The organism is Salisaeta longa DSM 21114 (genome assembly GCF_000419585.1).
GTDB classification, from domain to species: Bacteria; Bacteroidota; Rhodothermia; order Rhodothermales; family Salinibacteraceae; genus Salisaeta; species Salisaeta longa.
This window is the reverse complement of sequence record NZ_ATTH01000001.1, coordinates 2,588,562-2,611,793: the sequence shown is the minus strand read 5'-3', so window position 1 is coordinate 2,611,793 and position 23,232 is coordinate 2,588,562. Positions and strand designations below refer to the sequence as shown.

26 protein-coding genes and 2 pseudogenes are annotated in these 23,232 nt (G+C 62.2%); 7 read left to right on the top strand and 21 right to left on the bottom strand.

Features of this window, described 5'->3' with window-relative positions; genetic code table 11:
* Nucleotides 1-31: 31 nt before the first annotated feature.
* Genes SALLO_RS0110920 through SALLO_RS0110910 form a run of 3 tightly spaced genes read right to left on the bottom strand, consistent with a single transcriptional unit; the run spans nucleotide 32 to nucleotide 1,652 of the window.
* Nucleotides 32-976: a ribonuclease Z gene (locus SALLO_RS0110920; protein WP_022836343.1), complete on the bottom strand. Its 945-nt coding sequence runs from the start codon at nucleotides 974-976 to the stop codon at nucleotides 32-34.
* A 24-nt stretch (nucleotides 977-1,000) separates the two neighbouring features.
* Complete coding sequence (locus SALLO_RS0110915; protein WP_022836342.1) at nucleotides 1,001-1,399, bottom strand: hypothetical protein; 399 nt, start codon at nucleotides 1,397-1,399, stop codon at nucleotides 1,001-1,003.
* 46 nt (nucleotides 1,400-1,445) lie between these two features.
* Complete coding sequence (locus SALLO_RS0110910; RefSeq protein ID WP_022836341.1) at nucleotides 1,446-1,652, bottom strand: hypothetical protein; 207 nt, start codon at nucleotides 1,650-1,652, stop codon at nucleotides 1,446-1,448.
* A gap of 189 nt (nucleotides 1,653-1,841) precedes the next feature.
* Here SALLO_RS0110910 and SALLO_RS0110905 point away from each other — a divergent pair, with 189 nt between their 5' ends.
* On the top strand, nucleotides 1,842-3,335 hold the full coding sequence (locus SALLO_RS0110905; protein WP_022836340.1) for an SDR family oxidoreductase: 1,494 nt from the start codon (nucleotides 1,842-1,844) through the stop codon (nucleotides 3,333-3,335).
* Here SALLO_RS0110905 and SALLO_RS0110900 read toward each other — a convergent pair.
* The 12 genes and pseudogenes from SALLO_RS0110900 to SALLO_RS0110850 all read right to left on the bottom strand — a co-directional run bounded on the left by SALLO_RS0110900 (nucleotide 3,274) and on the right by SALLO_RS0110850 (nucleotide 9,342).
* Nucleotides 3,274-3,999 carry an HAD family hydrolase gene (locus SALLO_RS0110900; RefSeq protein ID WP_022836339.1) on the bottom strand — a complete coding sequence of 242 codons (726 nt, stop codon included), beginning with the start codon at nucleotides 3,997-3,999 and terminating at the stop codon, nucleotides 3,274-3,276. The two genes, SALLO_RS0110905 and SALLO_RS0110900, sit on opposite strands and share 62 nt — an antisense overlap.
* Before the next feature lie 145 nt (nucleotides 4,000-4,144).
* Nucleotides 4,145-4,897 (bottom strand): TMEM175 family protein, encoded by a 753-nt coding sequence (locus SALLO_RS0110895; RefSeq protein WP_028567163.1) that lies wholly within the window; start codon nucleotides 4,895-4,897, stop codon nucleotides 4,145-4,147.
* A 270-nt stretch (nucleotides 4,898-5,167) separates the two neighbouring features.
* The gene (locus SALLO_RS0110890) at nucleotides 5,168-5,584 is read right to left on the bottom strand and encodes a PIN domain-containing protein (protein WP_022836337.1); all 417 of its coding nucleotides are present in this window, start codon (nucleotides 5,582-5,584) and stop codon (nucleotides 5,168-5,170) included.
* A 3-nt stretch (nucleotides 5,585-5,587) separates the two neighbouring features.
* Nucleotides 5,588-5,809 (bottom strand): hypothetical protein, encoded by a 222-nt coding sequence (locus tag SALLO_RS0110885; RefSeq protein ID WP_022836336.1) that lies wholly within the window; start codon nucleotides 5,807-5,809, stop codon nucleotides 5,588-5,590.
* A 436-nt stretch (nucleotides 5,810-6,245) separates the two neighbouring features.
* The gene (locus SALLO_RS0110875) at nucleotides 6,246-6,593 is read right to left on the bottom strand and encodes a DUF5615 family PIN-like protein (RefSeq protein ID WP_022836334.1); all 348 of its coding nucleotides are present in this window, start codon (nucleotides 6,591-6,593) and stop codon (nucleotides 6,246-6,248) included.
* The gene (locus SALLO_RS18965) at nucleotides 6,590-6,820 is read right to left on the bottom strand and encodes a DUF433 domain-containing protein (RefSeq protein ID WP_022836333.1); all 231 of its coding nucleotides are present in this window, start codon (nucleotides 6,818-6,820) and stop codon (nucleotides 6,590-6,592) included. The genes SALLO_RS0110875 and SALLO_RS18965 overlap by 4 nt, the downstream gene beginning before the upstream one ends.
* 221 nt (nucleotides 6,821-7,041) lie before the next feature.
* A pseudogene (locus SALLO_RS18960) lies at nucleotides 7,042-7,164 on the bottom strand (PIN domain nuclease); the annotation flags it as partial.
* Between the two features lie 36 nt (nucleotides 7,165-7,200).
* On the bottom strand, nucleotides 7,201-7,362 hold the full coding sequence (locus tag SALLO_RS18475; RefSeq protein ID WP_157621409.1) for a hypothetical protein: 162 nt from the start codon (nucleotides 7,360-7,362) through the stop codon (nucleotides 7,201-7,203).
* A 164-nt stretch (nucleotides 7,363-7,526) separates the two neighbouring features.
* On the bottom strand, nucleotides 7,527-7,790 hold the full coding sequence (locus SALLO_RS18955) for a ParE family toxin-like protein (protein WP_022836331.1): 264 nt from the start codon (nucleotides 7,788-7,790) through the stop codon (nucleotides 7,527-7,529).
* Nucleotides 7,787-7,984: a hypothetical protein gene (locus tag SALLO_RS0110855; protein ID WP_022836330.1), complete on the bottom strand. Its 198-nt coding sequence runs from the start codon at nucleotides 7,982-7,984 to the stop codon at nucleotides 7,787-7,789. Before SALLO_RS0110855 ends, SALLO_RS18955 begins: the two co-directional genes overlap by 4 nt.
* 203 nt (nucleotides 7,985-8,187) lie before the next feature.
* Nucleotides 8,188-8,484, bottom strand: a pseudogene (locus tag SALLO_RS18950) (hypothetical protein); the annotation flags it as partial.
* Between the two features lie 72 nt (nucleotides 8,485-8,556).
* Nucleotides 8,557-9,342, bottom strand: coding sequence for a DUF3883 domain-containing protein (locus SALLO_RS0110850; protein WP_028567162.1), 786 nt, complete (start codon nucleotides 9,340-9,342; stop codon nucleotides 8,557-8,559).
* A gap of 96 nt (nucleotides 9,343-9,438) precedes the next feature.
* Here SALLO_RS0110850 and SALLO_RS0110845 point away from each other — a divergent pair, with 96 nt between their 5' ends.
* The gene (locus SALLO_RS0110845; RefSeq protein WP_022836327.1) at nucleotides 9,439-10,476 is read left to right on the top strand and encodes a DUF4928 family protein; all 1,038 of its coding nucleotides are present in this window, start codon (nucleotides 9,439-9,441) and stop codon (nucleotides 10,474-10,476) included.
* Nucleotides 10,477-10,873: 397 nt separating this feature from the next.
* Here SALLO_RS0110845 and SALLO_RS0110840 read toward each other — a convergent pair whose 3' ends face one another.
* The 6 genes from SALLO_RS0110840 to mazG all read right to left on the bottom strand — a co-directional run bounded on the left by SALLO_RS0110840 (nucleotide 10,874) and on the right by mazG (nucleotide 17,149).
* Nucleotides 10,874-12,007, bottom strand: coding sequence for a GNAT family N-acetyltransferase (locus SALLO_RS0110840; protein ID WP_022836326.1), 1,134 nt, complete (start codon nucleotides 12,005-12,007; stop codon nucleotides 10,874-10,876).
* A gap of 99 nt (nucleotides 12,008-12,106) precedes the next feature.
* Complete coding sequence (locus tag SALLO_RS0110835; protein WP_040606263.1) at nucleotides 12,107-13,414, bottom strand: aminotransferase class I/II-fold pyridoxal phosphate-dependent enzyme; 1,308 nt, start codon at nucleotides 13,412-13,414, stop codon at nucleotides 12,107-12,109.
* Between the two features lie 296 nt (nucleotides 13,415-13,710).
* Entirely contained in the window at nucleotides 13,711-14,307 is a 597-nt protein-coding gene (locus SALLO_RS16725) for a DUF5683 domain-containing protein (RefSeq protein WP_051141368.1), read from the bottom strand.
* A gap of 10 nt (nucleotides 14,308-14,317) precedes the next feature.
* The gene (locus tag SALLO_RS0110825) at nucleotides 14,318-15,259 is read right to left on the bottom strand and encodes a ParB/RepB/Spo0J family partition protein (protein ID WP_022836323.1); all 942 of its coding nucleotides are present in this window, start codon (nucleotides 15,257-15,259) and stop codon (nucleotides 14,318-14,320) included.
* Nucleotides 15,260-15,301: 42 nt separating this feature from the next.
* Complete coding sequence (locus tag SALLO_RS16720) at nucleotides 15,302-16,165, bottom strand: ParA family protein (RefSeq protein ID WP_022836322.1); 864 nt, start codon at nucleotides 16,163-16,165, stop codon at nucleotides 15,302-15,304.
* Nucleotides 16,166-16,294: 129 nt separating this feature from the next.
* Nucleotides 16,295-17,149 (bottom strand): nucleoside triphosphate pyrophosphohydrolase, encoded by an 855-nt coding sequence (gene mazG, locus SALLO_RS0110815; RefSeq protein WP_022836321.1) that lies wholly within the window; start codon nucleotides 17,147-17,149, stop codon nucleotides 16,295-16,297.
* Nucleotides 17,150-17,437: 288 nt separating this feature from the next.
* Between mazG and SALLO_RS0110810 the strand changes: the two genes are divergently transcribed.
* From SALLO_RS0110810 to SALLO_RS0110790, 5 genes are all read left to right on the top strand, one after another.
* Entirely contained in the window at nucleotides 17,438-19,315 is a 1,878-nt protein-coding gene (locus SALLO_RS0110810) for a 2-oxoacid:acceptor oxidoreductase subunit alpha (RefSeq protein WP_022836320.1), read from the top strand.
* Between the two features lie 248 nt (nucleotides 19,316-19,563).
* Nucleotides 19,564-20,595, top strand: a complete 1,032-nt coding sequence (locus SALLO_RS0110805) for a 2-oxoacid:ferredoxin oxidoreductase subunit beta (RefSeq protein WP_407689960.1) — start codon at nucleotides 19,564-19,566, stop codon at nucleotides 20,593-20,595.
* Between the two features lie 117 nt (nucleotides 20,596-20,712).
* Complete coding sequence (locus tag SALLO_RS0110800; RefSeq protein WP_022836318.1) at nucleotides 20,713-21,117, top strand: DoxX family protein; 405 nt, start codon at nucleotides 20,713-20,715, stop codon at nucleotides 21,115-21,117.
* Nucleotides 21,118-22,023: 906 nt separating this feature from the next.
* A complete protein-coding gene (locus SALLO_RS0110795) occupies nucleotides 22,024-22,470 on the top strand; it encodes a DoxX family protein (protein WP_022836317.1) in 447 nt (148 codons plus the stop codon).
* Between the two features lie 93 nt (nucleotides 22,471-22,563).
* On the top strand, nucleotides 22,564-23,157 hold the full coding sequence (locus SALLO_RS0110790; protein WP_022836316.1) for a DJ-1/PfpI family protein: 594 nt from the start codon (nucleotides 22,564-22,566) through the stop codon (nucleotides 23,155-23,157).
* Nucleotides 23,158-23,232: the final 75 nt, after the last annotated feature.

Genomic DNA, 23,232 nt, shown 5'->3' with positions numbered 1-23,232 from the left:
GCCAGCCGCGGGCCGCTTGTTGCCCGGGCTTTCACGATTCGCGGGATGTCTCGCGCGGGTCGAGCACGAAGGGCCGACCCTCTTCGGCGGCCACCGACGCGCTGAATACGTCACGTGCCTCTTCCACAAGTACCTCGGGGGTGGGGTAGCGGGCACTGAAGTGGGTGAGCGCAAGCTGCTTGGCCCCGGCGGCTTGCGCTACGCGGGCCGCCTCGCGGGCGGTGCTGTGGCCGGTGTCGGCGGCGCGGGCGCGGTGCGCTTCGCTGAATGTGGCGTCGTGCACGAGGAGGTCGGCGTGGCGGGCCAGCGCGCGGCCCGCGGCACACGGACGCGTATCGGTGACGTACGCCCACGTAACGCCCGGTCGCGGCGGCCCCATAACGTCGCGCGGATGCACCACGGTGCCGTCGTCGCGCGTCACGGGGGTGCCGCGCTGCAGGGTGCCAAAGAGGCGTTCGTCCGTGACGCCCAGCGCCCGGGCCTTTTCCGGAAAGAAGCGCCCCGGCCGATCGTCTTCGTCCACCCGATAGCCCGCGGTAAACGTCCGGTGCGTCAGCGGGCGCGCCGTCACGCGGAGCCCGTCCGCGGCGTACACCGTCTGCTGCGTGAGCGATTCGTCGAGCAGCACGCGCTCAATAGGAAACGGCTGCCGGTCGGGATCCAGGCCGGGCAGTGCCTGCAGCATGGAATCGAGGGGCGCCGGGGCGACAAGCGTAAGCGGGGCCTGGCGCTGGTTGAGGGCCATCGAGGAGAGGAGGCCGGGCAATCCGAAGCAGTGATCGCCGTGGAGGTGCGTGATGAAGATGGCTGCGATGCGTGCCAGCGCGTAGCCTTCCTCGCGCAGTCGGTACTGTGTGCCCTCGCCGCAATCCAACAGGTAGAGCGTGCCGTGGCGCTGCATCACCCAAGCCGAAAGGTGACGACCGTGCGCCGGCGTGGCAGACGCTGTGCCCAGCGGGCAAACAACTGTTTCCATGAACACACCACGCAGATCAGGGGCTTACCGGCGACGCCACCAGAGGAGCAGGGCGGCCAGACCGGCGCCGGCAAGGGCAGCGGCCCAGGGGTGATGCCGAGCGGCCACGCGGGCCGCGCGCGCCGGGTGCACCTCGGCCTGGGCAAGACGCAGCAGGCGCGCCGAAGCGTTGGGTTGGGCGCCCGCGCCCAGCCGCCCCAGCACCGTTCCGTCGCAGCGGATCTCCAGTGTGAGGTCGCCATGCCGTAGCGCCGCATCGAGCCACTCGGTACGGGTTGCGCCCGCCGCATCGGCAAGTTGTCGGAACGTGCGCAGCCGGGGCACCTCTACCATGAGGGTTGCTCCGCGCCCGCGCACCGTCACCGGCGCACCGTCGACGGTAATCGAAAGATCGGCGTCAATGCTGAGGGGACGGCGCGGCACGGGCGGGGGCGGCTTGTGGGGGATCGGAGGTGCGGGCGCAACGGGGTTAGCTGGCGTTGTCGCGCGTGCGGATGCGGAGCGTGCCGTTCATGCGCCACTGGGCGTGGTCGGCGCCATCGCCCACCTTGCTGGGCACCGACAGCTCAAAGTCGTCAAACTCATAGGTGATCTCGGCATCGCGGCCCGTCAGCTTGTCGTACAGGCCAATGGCCAGTTCGGGCCACGTGCGGGTGTCATCGGAAGCGTCAGCCATGGGGCAGTTGGATTAGATGAAGGAATCGCAGCGTGTCAATCAAAATGTATGCGCGACCGCAGGAGTTCTTGTGCAGGTGCTATATTCCTGTAATTCGGCCGCGGACCTTAACAATGGTGTCGCGCGGGCACGGAAGGGCGTGTGGTCCGTTCAGAGAACAAATGGAATAGCACAACACGACCCCGCACCATGGCAGCAGCTAAACACATTCTGGTCACGGGCGCCACGGGATACGTGGGCGGCCGGCTGGTGCCATGCCTGCTGCGGGAGGGCTACCGCGTGCGGTGTTTTGTGCGCGACGCCCGCCGCGTACAGGCGCGCCCGTGGGCCGATCGGGTGGAGATTGTGGAGGGCGATGCGCTGGAGCGCGACACGGTTGGGCCCGCCATGCAAGGCATCGACGCGGCGTACTATCTCATCCATTCGCTGGGCGCCGGGGCGTCGTTTGCCGAACGCGACCGGATGGCCGCGACCAACGTGCGTGCGGCAGCCGCGGACGCCGGCGTGGGGCGCATCATCTACCTGGGCGGCATCCAGCCCAAGGGCGAGCAGCAATCGAAGCACCTTCGCAGCCGGCTCGAAACCGGCGACGTGCTGCGCGAGGGCCCGGTGCCCGTCACCGAACTGCGGGCGGCGGTGATTGTAGGATCGGGCAGCCTGTCGTTTGAACTGGTGCGGTCGCTCACCGAGCGCGTGCCCGTCATGCTGTGCCCGCGCTGGGTGCAAACGCCCACGCAGCCCATCGCCATCCGCAACGTCCTGCAGTACCTCGTCGCGACGCTCTCCACCCCCGAGAGCACCGGCGAGACCATCGAGATTGGCGGCAGCGACGTGCTCACCTACGGCGATATGTTTCAGATTTACGCGAAGGTGCGCGGGCTGAAGCGGCGCATCGTCAACGTGCCGTTTCTTACGCCGCGGCTTTCGTCGTACTGGGTGGGTTTCGTCACGCCGGTGTCGTCGACCATCGCGCGGCCGCTCATCGAGGGGCTCGACAACGAAGTGACCGTCGACCGGCCCGAGGTGGCACGGACGATGTTTCCGAGCGTGCGGCCCATCAGCTACGAGGCGGCGGTGCGGCTGGCGCTGCGGCGCGCCGCGAGCGGCGATTTGCCCACGGTGTGGAACAGCGCGCAGTCGTCCGTTCCTTCAGCCCCCGACGATACGCCGACGCTGGAGGTGACCGAAGGGCTCTTTCGGGAGACGCGCACCGCTACGGTGCAGACCTCGCCTGCGGCGGCGTTTGCGGAAATTGAGCGGCTGGGCGGACGCAACGGCTGGGGCTATGCCGATTCGCTTTGGCGCCTGCGCGGACGGATCGATCAACTGCTGGGCGGCGTCGGATTTCGCGCGGGCCGCCGCGATGCGGAGACCCTGCGCCCCGGCGATGCCGTCGACTTCTGGCGGGTTGAGGCGCTAGAGGCCAACCGCCTGGTACGGTTTCGCGCCGAGATGAAGCTGCCGGGGCGGGCATGGCTTCAGTACGAGGTGACGCCCGCCGCAGCGGAGACGCGCATTACGCAGACGGTCTTCTTTGAGCCGCGCGGGCTGTGGGGCACGCTCTACTGGTACCTGGTGGCCCCGGTGCACCGATGGGTCTTCCGCGGCATGCTGCGGGCGCTTACGCAGCGGATTCGGCAGCGGGAAGCCCCAGCCGCTCGCGAAGCGTTGCCCACGACGTAAACGCGAAGCCGCGGGCGTCGGTGGTGGCGTCTTTGGGCGGCTCGTCGCGCAGGTACCAGGCCACGCGCCACCCGGCCCGCTGCCCACCTTGTACATCCGAGGGAAAGGAGTCGCCCACGTACAAGATGCGCTCCGGCGGCGTCTCGGCGGCCGCGCTGGCCTGCGCAAACACCTCCGGGTGCGGCTTCATGTAGCCGGTTTCCTCGCTGATGATCACGGCCTGCGCGCGCTCCGCCAGCACCGGAAATTGCTTCAGCTTTTGGGCTTGCACCTCCGCAAAGCCGTTGGTGAGCAGGCCCACCGGGTACCGCTGCGCAATGGCCTCGAACGCCGTGTGGGCGCCGGGGACGAAGCGCCAGTGGGCGCCGTAGCGCTGCATGTAGTAGCTGCCCACGCGGGCCGCATCGGCGTGCGGCGCCTCCACCGCTTCCAGAAGCTTCACAAAGCGCTGGTCCTTTACGTCGGTTTTGTCAATGGCCCCCTGCGCGTACTGCCGCCACAGCGGCGCGTTGATGGTGTGATAAAGCGTTTGGAGCTCATCGACGGAATAGCGTCCAAACGTCTCCAGGTAGCGGGTGCGCACGTCCGCGAGGGCCGCGCGCTCGGCGTGGCGGTGGTCAAGCAGCGTATCGTCGATGTCGAAGTACACAAACGCAACGTCCATAGGCCGTGGGGAAGAAGAGACAAAAGCGATGCGTTGGATACGCCAGCCGCAGGGGACCGTTGCGTGTCGCTTCAGGGCCTTGCGGCTGCGCAGCACCCCTCTCCGCTTCCCTTGGGCCCTAGGTGTTGAGACACTGCCTGAAGAATCAGCGGCTCAACGAGCCTGCGCGCTCCGAGGGGGCGCCCGTGCGCAGCCGACGCGTGCCCTGCCTCATGTGGCGCCTGTAGATCGGCATCACGATTCCAAGCAGTGCGTATGGCCAGCCGCCAATTGGCAGGGCATTCGGAAAGGCCGCAGCGGTTATCGTCGACAGCAGAGCTGCGATGAACAGGATGCACCACGTACCGAGCTCCATACGCGTCTCGATGCGCTCCGTCTCATCCAGCGCCAGCGCGTGGCGATGCCGCCACGCGTGCAGGTTAAGCAGCGCAATAGTCATGGACATGAACATGAAGCCGATGCCGTAGATCACGAACATCAGGTTTACATCGTGCACGCTGGTGATACCAAGCGTGCGAATGTCGGGCCCAATCGGCAGGCCGATCAAGCTCGCGGTGGCGCCTGTGACGGCGCGGGCCATGTAGCGCAGCGGGTAGACGAAGACGAGGATGGTGAACACGAGAAGGCAACTAAGCACAATGCTCGTGCCATCATCCAGGCCGTAACGCCGGCTCCAGCGGTGGTGTCCATTCCAGAACACCATGAGCAGGGTTGCGCTGAAAACGAAGCCTGGCACGTGTACGAGCGCGCCGGTCAGCGCCTGCATGGTCGTGGGCGGATCGAGCGAAATGACAAGCAGCGTCAACGCGAACGCGAATGCTGCGTCCGTAAAGGTCTCGATGCGCGTCGTATCCAGCCCGCGCAGCCTGAATCCGCCTGCGTCACGTGGGGTGGCCATCGCGCGCGCCTCCTCTGCAGCATGCACCGCTCAATCGTCGGTCGTGCTGATTCAATGGGCTCATTTGCTTCACATAAGTTCAAAAGAGCCCCCTTTACACCCCTAGCGAGGGCGGGGTTTCTGCACGGGTGTTTTTGGCTTCTGGCATAACGGATGATCTCTGCCGCAAAGGGCAATGGAAGGGCGCAGCGCCAGCAACCGAAATGCCGCCGTCAGAAATTAGCCGCTGCCCGTCGTCGGCAGCAGTGCTGGGTCATATGGGGCTGGAGACTAGCGCGGCGGTTCGAGAAATCGGGAGAATCCTTTGGCCCGGAGCCCTTCTTTCAGTTTCTGATCGCCTGTCCAGAGGCGTTCTCCGGTTTCAAGCGCAATGGCCACGTGCGGCGCATCGGTTAGGTCCACGTCCTGGCATAGCTCAGCGGCTTTGGCCCGGTTGGCCGGCGCGATAAGCTCTTCCTTGTAAAGCTCCAATTCGCGCAACAGCTCGTAGAAAAGGTGCACGATATCCTCGTCGCCAAGACGGCTGAGCCGCACGATCTTCCCCTTGTGCTTGAAGAGCTCAACCACGGCAAGTTCGTTGATCAGAAAACGCCGGTTGGAGGTCAGAAGTACCTCCGTGAAGTGTGCGCTTTTGCGCAGAAGAGCGGAAAACAGAACGTTGGTGTCAACGACAACAGGCCCACTCACACGTTAGGAGGCTGCGTACTTGGGTTTAATGCGCTCCCAGACCGAGCGGTCGATCTCATCCGCTAGCTTCGCCGCATCCTCTGCGCTGAGCTGGCTGCGCTTGCGAATCGATTCGAGCTCGACAAAGTCAAGAAGCCGCGTGAGCGCGTCGTGATTGACGAGCTCGCCGTTGAAGCGAACGACGATATCGCCCTGCTCGTTGGCAATTTCGTAGGACTTGCTCATGACAGCAACGGGCTGAAGTAGAGGGAAGCACAATTTAGACTCCCAGCCGCTGCGCTTGGTTCGAGGACCACTTCCTCGCTCCGCACAAACTCTGATGCGATTTTCTTTACGGCGTCGATGACCTCTGGACGGTTACAGGACCCGCACGACGTAGCACCGAAGTAGAATATGACGTAGCTTTTCTTCGACTCCGAATTGGGCAACGGCCTGCTGAGGTGGCTGAATCAGACGTCCAGAAAGCACAGCAAGAAGGAGCAGGGCGGTGCGCAGGGGCATGGCTTTCACTTCCTGAGTTGAGAAGAATCTCATGGCGATTGCTGCGGCATGACGTGGAGGCTCAGATGCAAGCCTGTTTCCAACTGTGAAGCGAGCAGATGTGGTGCCAGCACTTGAAAGCGGCAAAGCCGCAGGCAGGCTTTTCACCTGCAGCGTTGTGTTATGCCGCTACGGATATGACTGCGCCTTTTGTTGCTTTCCGCGCTGCATCCACAATTTCAGGTACTAGTGGAAGAAGTGTCTCGTACTCGTTGGTTGGCGCTACGACCGTCACAATGGCCAGCTCCCGCCCTTCAAAATTCTGCTGGTACTCAATGCCCTGGTCCATCGTGAGCAATGCGTCGAACGCTTCTTCCGCCCGGTCGAGCAGCGCTCCGTTCCGGTCGAGCAGCGCTCCGTTCTTTACACCGGCCCATCCGCGTTCCGGAACGGTCACTACCTCAATGCCTCGCTCCATGAGGCGCCACTTGAGCTTGCGCGGGATGTTTTCATCGAAAAGAACCGTCATGCCGCACGCGGGGGGTGATCTTCAGCAAGCGCGGCCTCTTCGGCCAGCTGCAAAAACGCTTCGGCCTGCTCGCGCCGAACGCTCGGAAAGTCGTCGATAAATTCGTCGAGGCGCTTGCCATGCCGAAGATGCTGAACAAGCGAGTCGACCGGAACGCGCGTCCCTGTGAAGACGGGGGCCCCACCCTGAATGTCTGGATCCCGGTGGAAAATCTCTTCGCGTTTCATGGCACGTCCTGCATCGAAAGGAGAGGGCATGAAGCAACAATGAAAATAAAACGCACCCTACCCATCGGATGATTCACAGCTGCGAGTATAGCGGCATAACGGTGTAGCTCTGCGGAAGCGGGTACTGCTACCTTACAGAGGCGGCACGTGAGGTGCTACCTTTTGACAGCGAGCACCAGCCCGCCGTCCGCAGCAGAGATGGGGTATAGCGCTTCTTGGTCTTACCACAGAAGGTCAATGTCGTAGTCCGCGAACGCCTCATCCTTGCTCACGACCGACAGGGCTTCCACCTGCACCTGCGCGATGATCATACGGTCGAATGGGTCGCGGTGATGAAAAGGTAATTTCTGTCTCAAGCTAACCTGTATCTTAGTTTTGCTCTACTTTTTTTGAATATCGTTAATCTCTTCATCTGATAAATTGAGAATTTTACTAACCTGATCTTCAATTTCTGATATAGAAGCTGATCCGCCCAAATTTTTCAGAGCTTGAATAGTTAGATTGAAAAGGTCTTCGTATTTATATTGAAAAACTTCTGACATCTCAGTGATTTAGTTTAAGCGGTATAACGGCAAAGTTCACCTGCGGTGGAATCTCTGGCAGCGTCCCTAAAATGAAGGAAACCGTTCTGGCAAGGGCACAGCAGCAAACGACGCCGAAATGCCCACCGTCAGGTGCAACGGTGGGTTATGCGGCGGATTGGCGTTCAAGAAATGAGTCTATCGTACTCAGCGTGCGTCCCAACCCAGAACCACACGATCCCTTCAGGCTTCTCTCTCCCCAACGCTCTGTAATGCAGACCGACGCGCACCGACCATAGCTGCTCCTTATTTCCGATCTTCTTGAAGTGCAGGGACGGATGACGTGGATTGGACTTGAGCAGTTCGAATTTCCGATCTGCCATCTCCTGAATGTCTTCGGGCAGATTGCGGTAATGCTTCCAGAATCGCGGAAGAGTGAAATGCTTCACAGTGGTTTCGCTTCTCCAGCTTCATACTCTTCGTCGACCTCCTCCAAGAGGGCATCCAATCGTCCTGCGTCAAGGTCTCGTTCAATCTGCTTGTCCCAGACGTTCGCCTGGTAATCCGCGAGCCACGCCGAAAGCTCGGCCAGTTCCTCAGGAGAAAGCTGGGTGATTGCATTCTCGATTTCTTTCACACTCATGTCTGGCACCTTCCTTTTGCTGGAACTGATAGTCTTCAACTACAACAGCATCGCCCGTGTTCGGATGTAGCCGCATAACGGCAGAATTCAGCCGCGAAGGGCGGTAGTGCGGTTAGAAAAAGCTACGGATGCGCCAACGTCCGCGCAATCGCATCAGACTTTGAAGCCCTTCGTCGGCTGCTATGAATTGTTATGTGGCGCATTTATCCTGTTCTTTCAGCTATCAGGGTCTCAAGCCGCGTAAGCCACCATTTTCGCGCTCTGTCTTTTTTGATCGAGTGTCCCCAAATGCGTTTTACGAGCCAACCTTTTTCCTCAAGTTCATTGGTAACTTCTCGGTCTCGACGCTTGTTGCGGCTGATTTTCTTTTCCCAATAATCTCGGTTGGATTCAGGCATTCGTAAATGTTCCGGGCAACCGTGCCAGAAGCAACTGTCCAAGAAAATTGCAACACGAGCCTCCCGCTCAACAAGATCCGGTTTGCCCGGCAAATCATCGGCGTGAAACTCAAAGGAACCGAAATCTCTTTCTCACAGTGTCTTGAGGGACAGTCCACAAGCAACCTGATGAACCTAAGAAAGCTGCGCTCCTGGAACCGTCCACGACCTTCGAATCGTCGTGTAGAGGCGTTGCTTCGGTTCCAGAGAGGCAGTGGGATTCCAGATGAAACTGACGTCCGGTGTGGCGACGAGATTGCGAACGAGCGCCACAACGTAAGCGCCGGATTTCTGAGAGGCCACGCGCCATTCTTTATCCGTGAATAGAATTCCTCCACTCTGTTCCGCCATTCCTTTCACCTCTACGAACGTGGTGGCCGATGAGTCCTGAATTTCGAAGTCGTAGCCGCACGCATGGTAGCGCCTGTCGTGCAGAAGGCCGGGCGCAGGTCGGTTGGTTTCAGCATGGAAGTCGATGAAGAAGTCTTCAGCCATGCGTCCCGTTTTCATTCGAGAAGCCGGTGAAGCCGACTCTCGCACGGGCTTTTTGTCGGTTTCTATCACCTCTCTTACAACTTCCTGCACGTCGTCTGCGTCGCGGAAAGTCGGATCTTGCAAAATGCCGCGCACCACGTCGTAGAGTCCTTCCTCATCCATTTCGCCGAACATCTCAACGATCTTCTGCCGGCTGGGGCGCAGGTCGCGCTTGTGCCACCCTTTACGCGGGTTGTCGTGCAGCGGATCGAACTCGTCCCGCATATTTTTCACAGTGCTCGCCTTTACGCCAAGCGCCTGCCCGACGGCTCTGTGGGCGGACTTCTTTGTGTTACGCCCAAGCCGTTCATAAGCCGCCGCATCGAACCGCGAGATGTAGTAGGCCACAACGAGCGCGAGTGCGTTGCAGTCGTCCATTGCTTTCATGGCGCCTTCTTTGCCGCTTTGGTCGTTGGAAGCACGTTACCAACGCAACGAGCTTGATTTACGATCCTGTCATGACAAAATGTGCAAGGTACGACCATGAACAGAAAAAATGTTGACAATCAGTTACGCCTCAATTTCAGTGGAGACGAAATCGAAGGAGCGTTCGCGGACGAGCGCGAGATAGAGGCGCTGCGTCACTTCGGCTCGTGGTGCGAGGCGCAAAAGCGGCACGGCGAGCTTCCCGTTCGCAGCCGCGTGTACGCCGCGCTGATTACGCTTGACCGGCTCCTGAAGAACTACAACCTCGACCGAAAAGCGCACACTACGTCGTCTGGCGCACAGGTCAAAATGCAGACGCCGCACAACGTCTCTAAAATACTCGCGCGGTTTGGCGAGACGAGGCCCATTCCGGCAGAGGCAGGACGCACAAGTTCTGGCTCGCTTCACGCGGCGGAAGAACTTCTCGAAGCGCTTCGAGCTACCCGTCTTGACGAGTTGGGCGATGAAGCCCGCAATGCCGTTCTGACGCGGATGCTGGAGCATCTGGTCTGGGTGGCGGGCGAATACGCCAAATGTGAATGGCGCAAGCGAGCTCGAATTGCTGTCGAGTACGATCCGACGCGCAACGCGACGCAAATCATAGCCGATGCGCTCGACAAGGCAGAGAGCAAAGCCGGTGCGGTTGCGCAACATCTCGTTGGCGCAAAGTTGCAACTCCGCCTGCCAGACATTGAGATTCCAAACCACGGTTATTCAACGGCGGACGTGCAGACCGGGCGGCGCGGCGACTTCGAGATCAACGATTCCGTTTTCCACGTCACAGTTGCACCGATGGACGGGCACTATCAGAAATGCGTAAAGGACTTGCGGGCAGGCTATGAAGTGCACTTGATGGTCAGGGATTCCATGAAGGGCAGCATCCGGCAGATTGCCCATGAGACCCATGATCCAAATATCAGCGTGCAATCCATCGAAGGCTTCATCGGGCAGAACCTGAATGAGATTGCCGCCTTTTCGAGAGACGCCTTCAAGAAGCAATTCAAAGCATTGCTTGATCTATACAACGAGCGCGTCGCCGCTGTCGAAGCAGATAAGTCACTGCTGATCGACATTCCTGAAAATCTGTCCAACTGACCGTTCCGGTCAAGCGGCAACGCCTGCGCCGCATAACCTATGCTTATATCAACACACTTGACATAGCACGCATCTATCATTTCGCGCAAACACCTGAACCTCAATGCGATGGCTGTAGCGGGCCCGGTGCTATGTCAACTCGGTTGGCATAGGACGTTGTGATTCCTGGAGCTTTGTTTTTCCATGCGCAATGGGATCTTCATGTACCTTAGGTACCGCTCATGAAAAAGTCAACGTATCCTTCGCTAATGCTGGTCGCCCACGGCCATCGCCGGCTCCATCTTCCAGCATGCGACGCCCCAGGGCGATCACGTCCACCGCGCCCAGTGTGCGGTTTCACACCACCGGGGCCCGCCCGCGTTCGCTCGTTGATGCTTCATACAGTATATAGCGCCCCTCACGACAGCCCGCGCTCGAACATGGCGTATTCTTTGTCCGCCACCGCGCCCAGCGACTCGACGTGGTTCTTGAGGCGGTCGTTGCTGTCCAGCACCCAGCTCATCTCGCACGCGTCAAAGCCCAGCTTCGGCCCCTCCACAATCGTTTCGAGCACCAGCAGCGCGTCCAGGCCTTTCCCCTGAAACGCCTTGCGCACGCCCATCAGCGGCATGCGGCATTCGTAGATGCCGAAGTGCGCGTAGGCCAGCAGCTTGGGCAGGCCCAGCGGAAAGAGCCGCCCGCTGGGAATTTCCTTGAGGGCCCGGTTGATGTTGGGCAGCGTGATGGAGAACGCCACGGGCGTGCCTTCGTGCTCGATTAAGAAGACCAGGTCGGGCTCTACAATCTGCTTCATCTGGCCGGCGAGCTGCTCAAACTCGGCCTCGGTCATGGGCACGTGGCCCCAGTTGTCCGACCACGCATCGTTGTAGATGTCGAGGATCGTGCGCGCATCCTCTGCGAAGCGGTCCATGTTGAGCGTGCGGATGGACAGGCCGGGCGTGCGCCGGTGTACGAGGGCCGCGCCGCGCTTGAGGCGGTCGACCTGCACGTACTTTTTGTGGACGTAGTACGCCCACATCGTCATGGCCCGCGTAAAGCCGTAGCGCGTCAAAAAGTCCTCGTAGAACGGCGGGTTGTAGGGCATCAGGATGAACGGTTCTTCCTCGAAGCCATCCACCAGCAGGCCGGCGGTGTCGTTTAGCGACGGGTTCGCCGGCCCGCGCATGTGCGTCAGGTTGCGGTCGCGGAGCCACGCGGCCGCCGTGTCGAGAAGCGCCTCGGCCACGGCGTAATCCTCAATGCACTCAAAAAAGCCGAAGAACCCCGCCCCGTCGTCGTACTTTTGCAGGTGCATGCCATTCTCGATGGCTGCGATGCGCCCCACCACTGTACCCGAGGCGTCGGTCGCCAGAAACTGCTCGATCGCGCCGTGCTCGAAGAATGGATTCTTGGACGGGTCGAGGGTGTGCTTTACGTCGCGGCGCAGCGGCGGCACCCAGGCCGGGTAGGTGCCGGGGTACAGCTGAAAGGGCAGGTCGATGAAGCGCTTGCGATCGGCGCGGCCCGCGACGGGGCGAACGGTAACGGCCATAAGGGGACAGGGGCGATGGTGAGCACGACGGCGACACAACAAAAGCGCGCCCGGCGGAGACCCGAGCGCGCTTCATGCTACACAGAGCAGCCTGTAGGGTTACGCCGCGTTGGCGTGGTGACCGTTCGAGCCAATGACGCCGTGCTTCAGGCCCACCTTGCGGAAGGCCGACAGGATGTGGTCGAGCTCGGTGTCGGTGTGCGTGGCCATGTACGACGTGCGCATGAGGGCTTGCCCGGGCGGCACGGCGGGCGGCACCACCGCGTTCACAAACACCCCTTCCTCGATGAGGTCGCGCCAGAAGGTAAAGCACGTCTCCAGGTCGCCCACCACCACGGGGATGATGGGCGACTCGCTGTCCCACACGTCGAAGCCCAGCTCGCGGAACCCGTCGCGCATGTATTCCGAAATCTCCCAGAGGCGGTCGAGGCGCTCCGGCTCGTCCTGCAGAATCTCCAGACACTTCAGCACGGTGGCCGTGTTGGCCGGCGGCATCGACGCGCTAAACACGTGGGGCGAGCTCTCGTGGCGGATGAACTCGATGACATCCTCGTCGCCCACGGCAAAGCCGCCCAGCGAGGAGAAGCTCTTCGAGAAGGTGCCCGTGATGAGGTCCACCTCGTCCTTCAATCCAAAGGTGGCCGCCGAGCCGGTGCCGCCGGGGCCCACGACGCCAATGGCGTGCGCGTCGTCGAGCATGAGGGCCGCATCAAACTCGTCGGCAAGCTGCAGGAGCTCGGGGATCCGGGCAATTTTGCCGCTCATCGAGAAGACGCCATCGGTGGTGATGAGCTTGCCCGCCGCGGGGCGCTCCTCGTCCACCCGCTCCAGCATCTGCCGGAGGTGCGCCATGTCGTTGTGGCGGTAGCGACGGGTGTCGGCCAGGCTGGTGCGCGTGCCCGCGTTGATGCACGCGTGGTTGTCCTTGTCGGAGAAGATCACATCGCCCCGACCGGCCACGGCCTCAATGACGCCTTCGTTGGTCATGTAGCCGGTGGAAAACAGAACGCACGCCTCTTTGCCCATGAAGTCGGCCAGACGCTCTTCCAGCTCCAAGTGCAAGTCGAGCGTGCCATTCAGGAAGCGGCTGCCGGTGCAGCCCGTGCCGTACTTGGCAATGGCCTCTTGGGCGGCCGCCTTCACGCGGGGATCGGACGTGAGCCCGAGGTAGTTGTTCGACCCGGCCATCACCAGCTCTTGACCGTTCATGACGGCACGGGAGCCATCGTTGCGCTCAATGGGGCGAAAGTATGGGTAAAGGTCGGCTTCCTTCGACTGTGCGTAGTCGCCCGAGGGGTCAAAAAAGCGCTGGCACTTGTCAAACAGCGACGGTTTAGACGCGTCGGCTGGTGCCTCGGGAGAGGCAGCAGGCGTGGGCTCTGAGGCGGGCGTCGTACGGTCGGGCATGGTCATAAACATCGGGAGGTCGTGCGTACAATAAGCAGACCGGGCCTACGGGCCGTGGGCGCTGCTCGACTTATAGCAAAGGCAACGGATATCGTATAGTCCGTCTGTGTGCAGCCGCGGGACGCAAAGCAAAGGTAACACCGCCCCCTAGCTTCACACATTTATCACAAATAACCTATGCACAGCGGATGCTGCAATCGCTTTCCGAATAGATTCCCGATCCATGGGGTTTCTGAGGCGACGAGATGTTAACAAGATGTAAGCCCTTCCGCCATCAATTTGGAGTCGGCTTCACATCAGAAACGGATGGAGAACGTGGCGGCTGCGCCGTGTGGGGTGGGCAGCACGCGCGCCTCCACGGTGCCCACATCAAACGTGAGCAGGTGCGCGCTTACGTACGCATCGAGCACGGTGAGGCCATAAAAGATAACCGACCCCACGACCGAGAGATCGCGCCACCGGCGGTACTTGTCGCGCTGCCGACGCAGCACGCGGGCCGACACCTGCCCGCCCAAATCGGCGGTGATTTTGTTGTAGGCGTCCTCGAAGTTGGCATACGGATTGGGCGCGTCGGGCGTGCGCTCGGTCTCAATCTTGTACAGGTGCGCGTGGCGATACAGCACGTATTGCTGGTTCATGCGCACGATGGAGTAGCCCAACCCGCCCAGCCCGGCGTACACAAACGGCATTTTGTAGTACTGCCGGTTGTAGTACTGCCCCCAGCTTGGCACAGCCAGTGCGCGCCACAGGGCGCCTTGGGGCGAATGATCGGGCGCGAAGCCCTTGCGACGCAAAATCTCCGTCCGAATGCTGTCGGGCTGCGCGTGCACGGGGGCCGCGGCGGCGCCCCACAGCCCTCCAACGATAAGCGCGTACGCAAGCCAGCGGAGCATAGGCAATGGCTTACGCATCAAGCAGCAATTCCATCAGGCGCTCCAGGTCTTCCTGCGAGTAGTAGGCGAGCTCGATGCGCCCTTCGTCGTTGGATTTGTGCTGGATGCGCACCTGTGTGCTGAAGCGGGAGCGGAGCTTGCTGCGCAGGTCTTCGAGCTGCAGGTCGTTGCGCGACGGGGCCGGATCGGGCGCGGGCGGCGCGTCATCATCATCGTCGTCACTGGCGTCGGCAGATTGCGCCTCGTGCCACGCGCGCACCTCGCGCTCTACGGTGCGTACCGACCACTCCTCGGCGATGGTGCGCTGCAAAAACGTAAGCTGTACCTCGGTGTCGTCGATGGCGATGAGCGCGCGGGCATGGCCTTGGGCGATGTCGCCGTCTCGCAGCGCCGCCTGAATGCGGGGCGGCAGCTTCAGGAGGCGCAGGAAGTTGGCCACCGTCGAGCGGCTCTTGCCCACCTTTTCGGACACCTCCTCCTGGGTGAGGCTGCATTCGTCGATGAGGCGCTGGTAGCCCATGGCCACCTCGATGGGGTTGAGCTCCTCGCGCTGGACGTTTTCCACAAGGGCCATCTCCAGCATCTGCTCGGAGTCGGCCTTGCGCACAAAGGCAGGCACATGCTCCAGCCCCGCCCGGCGCGCGGCCCGCCAGCGGCGCTCGCCCGATATGATTTCAAACTGCCCGCCGCCTAGCGCCCGCACGGTGATGGGCTGGATGATGCCCAGCTGCTCGATGGAGGCGGCCAGCTCGCCCAGGGCTTCGTCGCTAAACGACTGCCGCGGCTGGTACGGGTTGGGCCGTATCGCCTCGACGGCCACTTCGGCCACGCGCCCAAGCAGCCGGCTGCCCTCAGCGCGCGCCGGCGCGTCGGCCCCAGAGGACCCGTCGTCCTGTTCGTCGGACGGAAGCAGGGCGCTGAGGCCTTTGCCTAATGCACGTTTGTTAGCCATACTAAAGCGTTGGTGTGTCGTAAAGCGGCGAAAAGCCTGTCATCACTCCGAAAACGAGAAGCCGTTGGCGGGTGTTGCATCGGAGGCATCAGGCAGGGGTGGCGCATCGTCGGTCGTATCGCCAGCCGCGGCGCCCGCGATGTCCGGGTTGTTGTCCAGAATCTCGCGGGCCAGGGCCATGTAGTTGCGGGCGCCCTTGCTGCTTGCATCGTGCAAAATGACCGGTTTGCCAAAGCTGGGCGCTTCCGAGAGGCGCACGTTCCGCTGCACAATCGTCTGGAATACCTTGTCGCCAAAGTAGCGGCGCACCTCGTCGGCCACTTGGTTCGAAAGGCGCAGGCGCGAGTCGAACATGGTCAGCAACACGCCCTCCAGCGCCAGCTCCGGGTTCAGGTGCTGCCGCACAATCTTGATGGTGTTCAGCAGCTGCCCCAGGCCTTCCAGCGCAAAATATTCGGCCTGCACGGGCACCAGCACGCCGTCGGCCGCCGTGAGGGCGTTCAACGTGAGCAGCCCCAGCGAGGGCGGGCAGTCGATGATGATGACGTCGTACTTGCGGCGGGCGCGCTTCAGGGCGCGCTTCAAGATCTGCTCGCGCTCCATCACGTCAATCATCTCAATCTCGGCGCCCACCAGGTTGATGTGGCTGGGCACGAGGTCTAAAAACGGAAGTTCGGTAGAGCGCGCCGCCTCGTCGATGCTCACGTCGCCAATCAGCACCTCGTACACCGAGGCGTCAACGTCTTGCGGGTCAACGCCAATGCCCGAGGAGCAGTTGGCCTGCGGGTCGATGTCGATGAGCAGGGTTGAGTACTCGCTAGCGGCCAGCGAAGCCGCCAGGTTGATGGCCGTCGTGGTTTTGCCCACGCCGCCCTTCTGGTTTGCAATGGCAATGACTTTGCCCATAGGGCCATCCGCGGTCTGGTAGCATCCGGTGGCGGGAACGGCGCTATGTGAACGCCGCTAATGGGCAATGTACCAAAGCGGGCGGGGGAATGTCTACCGCTGCTGCATGAGGGAACGGAAAAGAAATCATCACGATTCGGCCGCTTTTGCTTCGTTCCAAAGGGCCTCGGTGGTATCCGTGCTTGCTTCGGCGATGGGCGTGCCGCGGCGCGCCAGTTGCGCTTCGATGTAGCCAAAGCGCCGCGCAAACTTCTGGTTGGCAGCCCGCAGGGCACTCTCGGCGGAGTGACCCGCGAGGCGCGCGTAGTTCACCAGCGCAAACAGCACGTCGCCCAGCTCCTCGGATTGCCGGGCGGGCGAGGCGTCGTTGGCCTGCGTCGCCTTCCACTCGCGCAGTTCCTCCTCCACCTTCTCCCAGGCCGCCTCGGGAGTGCGAAAGTCGAAGCCTACGCCGGCGGCTTTTTCTTGCATCCGCTGCGCTTGTAGGAGCGCGGGCAACCGAGCGGGCACGCCATCGAGCGCCGAGGCTGCGCCCTCATCAGCATCCGGTGTGGCGTCTGCCGCAGCATCGCGCTCGGCCTGCTTAATCTGCTCCCACGACGCGCGCACCGCGGCGGGATCGTCGGCCGCCTCGTCGCCAAACACGTGCGGGTGGCGGCGAATCAGCTTGTCCATCTCGGCGCGCATCACATCCAGCACCGTAAAGCAGTCGCGCTCGTCGGCGATGGTGCTATGAAACAGCACGTGCAAAAAGATGTCGCCCAGCTCCTCCATCAGGGCCTGGTCGTCTTCCGCCTCAATGGCGGCCACCACCTCGTAGCATTCCTCCACCAGCAACTCCTTCACGGACGTGTGCGTCTGGGCGCGGTCCCACGGGCAGTCACGGCGGAGCTGCCGCACGATGGCCGCAAAGTCGGCAAAGGCTTCGGTTTGGGCGTCGGGCGTTTGAAAGCGAGGGTCGTAAACGTAATGATCGGTGGGCATGGCGTTGGGGATTGCGGCAAATCAGCGGTCGGTGCATGGTACACCCAAGCGCGCAACGGGTGTCATGGAGCGAACGAGGCGCGCAGCGATCCGCCAGCCATGAGGCACGGTACGGCGCCGGCCCTGCCCTGCAGACGTAACCCATCCGCTACACGCGGGCGGCCGGATGAACCTTGCTTGCGAGCCTTCGTTGGCGCTGCCGGAGGATTACGCGACGAATCATCCCTCGAAACGGCGCGTACATGTGCTCCAATTTAGAATCAATCTAATAACCGATCGCGTGCCTGCATGAGCGCACCCGACACCGCCGCCCCCACATCCATTCCCGAAGCTACGGTCCTCTTTGCGGGCGACTCGGGCGACGGGATGCAACTGACCGGCTCGCAGTTTACGCTGGCCTCGGCCTATGCCCACAACGACCTCGCCACGCTCCCGGATTACCCCGCGGAGATTCGCGCGCCGGCGGGCACTACTTATGGCGTGAGCGGCTTCCAGCTTCACTTTGGGGCCGTCGACATTCACACGCCGGGCGACAAGGTAGACCTCCTCATTGCCATGAACGCGGCGGCGCTCAAGGTGCACAAGCATCGCGTGCGCACCGGCGGCACCATCGCCGTAAACACCGATGCGTTTGCCGACCGCGACCTTGACCTGGCCGACCTCGACAGCAATCCGCTGACGGACGGCTCACTGGCCGACTACGAGGTGATCGAGATCCCGCTGACGACGCTCACGCGCGACGCGCTGGCCGACACCTCGCTGTCGAAGAAGCAGGTGGACCGCTCCAAGAATATGTTTGCGCTGGGGCTCGCCCTGTGGATGTACTCGCGGCCCGTGGCGCCCGCCGAGGACTGGATCCGCCAGAAGTTTGCCGACCAACCGGCGATCCGCGACGCCAACCTGCACGTGCTACGCAAGGGCACGCACTACGGCGAGACGATTGAGGCCATCGGGCATCGCTACACCGTCGATGCGGCGGCCATGAAGCCGGGCACCTACCGGGCCATCCGCGGCGCGCAGGCGCTGGCGCTGGGTCTTGTGGCGGCGGGCGACCAAAGCGGCTTGGATGTGTTCTACGGCTCGTATCCCATCACGCCGGCCTCCGACATCCTCCACGAAATTAGCAAGCACAAAAACTTTGGCGTCATCACCTTCCAGGCCGAGGACGAGATTGCGGCGGTGGGCTCGGCCGTGGGGGCCAGCTTTAGTGGGAACTTGGGCGTGTGCGCCACGAGCGGTCCGGGCGTTGCGCTCAAAACCGAGACGATTGGGTTGGCCGTGATGACCGAGCTGCCGCTTGTGGTGATTAACATGCAGCGCGGCGGGCCCTCCACCGGATTGCCCACCAAGCCGGAGCAGGGCGACCTGTTGCAGGCCCTGTACGGCCGGAACGGCGAGGCGCCGCTGCCGGTGATCGCGCCCACCTCGCCGGGCGACTGCTTCTATGCGGCGTACGAGGCCGCGCGCATCGCCACGAAGTACATGACGCCGGTGATGCTGCTGGCCGACGGGTACCTCGGCAACGGCTCGGAGGCGTGGCGCATCCCGTCGATTGACGACCTGCCGCCGTTCGATGTGCGCTTCGAGACCGGTCCTACAGACCGCACGATGCACAAGGACGACGACGGCAACGACCAGTTTCTGCCGTATGTGCGCCACGAGGACACCCTGGCCCGCGTGTGGGCCCGGCCCGGCACGCCCAAGCTGGAGCATCGCATTGGCGGGCTGGAGAAGGAAGCACGCACCGGCAACGTGTCGTACGATGCGGAAAATCATCAGCGGATGGTGGAGACGCGGGCCGCGAAAGTTGAGCGAGTGGCACAGGATTACCCGCCCACGGCGGTGCACGGCGCCACCGAAGGCGAGCTCCTGGTGCTGGGCTGGGGCTCCACCAAGGGTGCCATCGAAGAGGCCGTGGAACGCGTGAATGAGAGCGGGCGCCGCGTGGGCCGCGTGCAACTGCGGCATGTCTTCCCGCTGCCGCGCGACCTGGAGGAGATCCTGGATCGGTTCGAGACCATTCTCGTGCCCGAGCTGAACAACGGGCAGCTCATCCGCCTGCTGCGCGACACCTACCTCCGCGACTTTCAGCCGCTCAACAAAATTCAGGGCCGCCCTTTCCGGGCGGAGGAAATTGTGGCGGCCATCGAGAACCACCTTGGCTAACGGCTACGCCGCGCGCCCCTTTTTGCTGCACTTGCCTTCTCAGACGTTTCGTTATGGCTGACAACACCACCAACGGTTCGAAGGAGCCGAACACCAAAAAGCCCAACCTGCCGCCGGGCCTTTCGAAAGACAGCGGCACCAAGAAGCCCGCAGGCCCTTCCGACACGAAAAAACCCGCCGGCCCGCCGGGCGCGAAGAAACCCAAGGGCCCCGGCAAAAAACCCAAGGGCCCCGGCAAAAAACCCGCCATGCCGCCCGGGTTTAGCGGCGACGGCGGCGGCAACGGCCTCTCCCGCAAAGACTTTCAGTCGGATCAAGACGTGCGGTGGTGCCCGGGGTGCGGCGACTATGCCATCCTCTCAACGGTGCAGCGCGTGCTGCCCGAGCTGGGCGTCGACAAGGAGAACGTCGTGTTCATCAGCGGCATCGGCTGCTCGGGGCGCTTCCCGTACTACATGGACACGTACGGCATGCACTCCATTCACGGGCGCGCGCCGGCGTTTGCCACCGGCCTGAAGGTGAGCAACCCGGCGCTCGACGTGTGGATTGTGACGGGCGACGGCGATGCGCTCTCCATTGGCGGCAACCACCTGATTCACGCCCTGCGCCGCAACATCGACACGCAAATCCTGCTGTTCAACAACAAGATTTACGGCCTTACCAAAGGGCAGTACAGCCCGACCTCGGAGCTCGGCAAGGTGACCAAGAGCACGCCGTACGGCTCGGTGGATGCGCCCTTTAACCCGGTGGCGGTGGCGCTGGGGGCCGATGCGTCGTTCGTGGGGCGCACCATGGACCGCGACCCGAAGCACATGAAGGCCCTGATGAAAGCGGCCCACGCGCATGCCGGGGCGTCTTTTCTGGAGATCTACCAGAACTGCAACATCTTCAACGACGGCGCCTTCTTCGAATTCACCGAGCGCGACACGAAGTCCGAGCGCGCGCTGTTTGTGGAGGACGGACAGCCGCTGACGTATGCCAACGGCACGAAGGGGCTGCGCCTGGACGGCCTTTCGCTGGAGGCCATCGACCTGGAGAGCGATCGCTGGTCGGTGAGCGACTGCCTCGTCTACGACACGTCCGACCGGCAGATGGCCCACCTGCTGGGGCGCATCTTTTGGGAGGACGACCTGCCGCGGCCCTTTGGCGTGCTCTATCAAGAAGCGCGGCCCACGTACGGCGATCTCGTGCATCAGCAGCTGGAAGCCGTTACCGAAAAGAAAGGCGCGGGCACCCTGCACGACCTGCTGCACAGCGGCGATACCTGGACGATCGACTAGTGCGCGGGCGCCAAACGTAACGGTTCTGCTAAGATATAGATCGCGGCTGTCACTTCTGCCCCGGGCGCCTGTACCTTCCACAAATACTTGTTGCCACACACACTTTGACACACGACGATGATTGGATCGAACTGGAGCGGAGACAAAGACTTAGGACTTCTCGTGCTGCGCGTGGGCGCGGGCCTCTACCTGGCGCTGGGGCACGGCCTGGGGAAAATCACCGGCGGCACGGAAGCATGGGCGCAGGTGGGCGGCGCCACCGCGCTGATTGGGCTCGACTTTGCCCCCGCCTTTTGGGGCTTTCTGGCAGCCATTGCTGAGTTTGCAGGGTCGCTCTTGGTGGTGATTGGCCTCGCGGCTCGTCCGGCGTCCCTCCTGGTCGTTCTCACGATGGGCATGGCCATGCTCATGCACCTGATGACCGGCAACGGGAGTCCCGAGATGGCCGTCTTGTACCTCTTGGCTTTCGCCGTGGTGCTTATCGCGGGCCCCGGGAAGTACAGCGTAGACGCCAAGCTGTAAACCTGGCGCAACGCATTCGCAGCAACGGGCACGTCGGGCCATAGGCTGGGCGTGCCTTTTTGCATTCGCCCCCCCAACATCCCTGCACCGGGCCGTGATCGCACCGGTGCACCTGAACGCGTACCGACACAGCGCGCTGTGTCGGCTGAGAGGACACTTGTGGTATGAACGGCCCCAAGGCAACCGCACCAATTGGAGGGTCAGACTGATACCGATCAGGAGTGATTTGCAGAATGGGGACGACATGCCCCAGAAGAAGGAGCTGACTTGAAGTGCTCACGGCGGATTCACGATTCCTCGTGCCGTTGTTCTTCTCGCATGTCTTGCTGATTGCATTATGCGGCAGATTTTTGCTCGTCTGCGGAAATTGCACTCACGGAATGACCTAAAGACCCCCTCCGGGATGACCTTGCGGCCTCACCACGGGCATGACCTAAAGGCCCGCTCGCTCGCAATGACAAGAGTGTAAAATGTAGAAACGATACGTGAATCGTTCAGATGGTGGTTAGGGTTAATTTATTCATCTGCACGCGCAGCGTACGAAAAAGCAAACATCAATGTGTCATTGCGAGGAGCGAACGGAGTGAGTGACGTGGCAATCTCCATGTCCGAGCAGGAACGCCCCATTGCGAAGATTGCACTTCCAGCATGACCTTGCGCCCCCCCTTCCAGGATGACCTAGCCTTCCTTCCAAGATGCCCAGGGCCCTTGCGTCAATTGTGCTTATTCGTGCTGTAGCCGTTCAGGAGTGATGTGCAAAATGACGACGCCATACCGCGGAAGCAGGGGCTGACTTTGAAGCGCTCAGAGCGGATTCACGATGACTCGTGCGATTGACCTGTGAACCGCTCTCCGCGCTTGTGCGTTGTCAGCCTTCACTCATTCTCCAAAAAAATGACGAACGCAATGACAGACGTTAAGCGTTGGGCTTCGGTCGACACTGCCGTGCTGGTGCTGCGCATCGGCATTGGCATCTCGTTTGTGTTTGTGTACGGCGCGGCGAAGATTTTTGGCGGTCCGGAGCAGTGGGCCGGCCTCGGGCAGAAGATGCGCGTGCTGGGCATCACGGTTTGGCCCACGGTGTGGGGCTTTTTGGGCGCGGCATCGGAGTTTGTGGGCGGTCTGCTCCTTATGCTCGGCCTGTTTTTCCGCCCGGCGCTCGCGTTTTTGTGCGCCACCATGCTCGTGGCCGCGGCGGGGCACATCAGCGGCGCCATTGACGGCGGACCCTGGCACGCCACCGAGATGCTCACCGTGTTTATTGCGCTACTGCTTACGGGCCCCGGGCGCTACAGCCTCGACCACTGGTGGGCCGCGCGGTCGCGCCCAACGACCGCCGTCAACGACCCGTAACAATTCGTTGACGGTCGGCGCGCGGGAATCTTATCGGCCGTTCAGGCGGTCTATACCCTGCACGCGTTCTTCAACAAACGGCAAGGTGACGACATGGCAAAAGACATCCTGATGATCGTCGGCGATTTCGGCGAAGACTACGAGACGATGGTGCCATTTCAGGCGCTGCAGATGGTGGGTCACACGGTCCACGCGGTGTGCCCCGAGAAGCGCAAGGGCCAAACGGTAAAAACGGCGATCCACGACTTTGAGGGCGACCAGACGTACACGGAGAAGCCGGGGCACAATTTTGCCCTCAACGCCACGTTTGATGACATCGATCCGGCCAACTACGACGCCCTCTGTTTGCCGGGCGGCCGTGCGCCGGAGTACCTGCGCCTCAACGACCGCGTGATTTCGATCGTGCAGCACTTTGCGAACGAGAACAAGCCCATCGCCGCCGTCTGCCACGCGGCCCAACTGCTTGCCGCGGCGGATGTGCTGGAGGGCAAGCGCTGCTCGGCCTACCCGGCGTGCGCGCCCGAGGTGGAGGCCGCCGGTGGCACGTACGTTGCGCCCGAGAGCGGCTCCGTGGTCGACGGCAACTTGGTAACGGCCCCCGATTGGTCGAAGCATGTGCCGTGGCTTGCGTCGTTCCTGGAGGTGCTGGGCACGCGCATCGAGGACGCGGATCCGGTCACTGCGTAGCGCGCATCATCGGTTCAGATAGTGGGCGCGCCGGGTTGCAGCGATGCGATCCGGCGCGCCTGTGTGATGCAGGGA